Origin of the sequence: Lactobacillus equicursoris DSM 19284 = JCM 14600 = CIP 110162 (genome assembly GCF_001434815.1) — a bacterium.
GTDB classification, from domain to species: domain Bacteria; phylum Bacillota; class Bacilli; order Lactobacillales; family Lactobacillaceae; genus Lactobacillus; species Lactobacillus equicursoris.
Genome location: NZ_AZDU01000111.1, coordinates 1 through 1,128, shown reverse-complemented (window position 1 = coordinate 1,128; position 1,128 = coordinate 1). Strand labels below are relative to the sequence as shown.

2 protein-coding genes are annotated in these 1,128 nt (G+C 40.2%); both read left to right on the top strand.

The features are described 5' to 3' along the window. On the top strand, positions 1–248 hold a 248-nt coding region (locus FC20_RS09535), incomplete at its 5' end, for a SpaA isopeptide-forming pilin-related protein (RefSeq protein WP_162254732.1). 1 nt (position 249) lies between these two features. Further along, positions 250–891, top strand: coding sequence for a class A sortase (locus tag FC20_RS09530; protein WP_056945402.1), 642 nt, complete (start codon positions 250–252; stop codon positions 889–891). Positions 892–1,128 lie beyond the last annotated feature (237 nt).

Below are 1,128 nucleotides of genomic sequence, written 5' to 3'. Positions count from 1 at the left end.
CTGACGGCCACTACACATTGCATGAAGTGATCGCACCTAACGGCTATGAAGTCGCTAACGACATTGAATTTGATGTTGTGAATGGTAAATCTGTTTCAGTAACAATGCACGATAAATTAACTCCTAAAGCATTATTAAAAGCTGGCCAACAACGTCAACAAAATGCAATGTACCTATTAATTGCAGGTGTGTTGATGTTCGCATTTGGCATTTATTTACTTTTCAAAAATAAAAAAGCGACTAAATAATATGTTTAAGAGAAAAGCTGGCAAACTGATGCTTCTGCTTAGCGCAATATTGGTGATGGGGAGCGGTATTTTTTATGGCCGTGATTTATACCTCCGATACCAGCAGAGTAAGTCAGTTCGTTATGTGAAAAATCACTTGAAGACGTCTGTAAAAGGGCAGCGATATGACACCGATATCCAGAACTTTGAATATGATGATGCCTGGGCTGCTTATCGGGACGCAATCATTAAAAAATATGGGGTTGGAACAGTTGAGATCCCAGCGGTTAATATCGCCCTACCAATTCTAGAGGGTGTTTCGAGTGAGAAGATGGCTGTTGGTGTCGTCACAGTCAAACCTAACCAAGAGGCTGGTTTACGGAACTTTGCTTTAGCGGGCCATAATATGACCGCTAGGGGCAACTTGTTACACAACTTAACAAATGTTCGTCTAGGCAACAAAATCAAAGTAACGACCAGCAAGGGACAATTCATCTACGTTGTCACAGAGGTTCACCATGATTGGCCGCAAAGTCAGGGGCAAATTGTTGACGATGATCAGGGCGACAAGATTATCACGATTTATACGTGCGACAACGCATATATGGATCGTTATGGTCACACAAGCAAGAGCATTTATGTGCGTGGTCGATTAGAAAAATAGGTCTATGGCAGCAATAAACGGTTGACCATTTAATGTGGGGCTATAACTTTCAAAGGTTATAGCCTCTTTTTGTTTTCATGTTTTTGAGAACAATTTAACTAGGAAAGTAGGTAATTTAATGGCATTTCAGCAAATAAGGGGGCGGTGCCGCGTTTCAGTGAAAGATATTCGACATTACAAAAACTATGATTACGGTATTTGGATTTTTATAGAGAATGATGTTTTTAAGTCGAAGTA

Excerpts from the sequence above, each read along its gene's own strand:
- FC20_RS09530 (WP_056945402.1), top strand. The coding sequence starts at position 250 with ATGTTTAAGAGAAAAGCTGGCAAACTGATGCTTCTGCTTAGCGCAATA.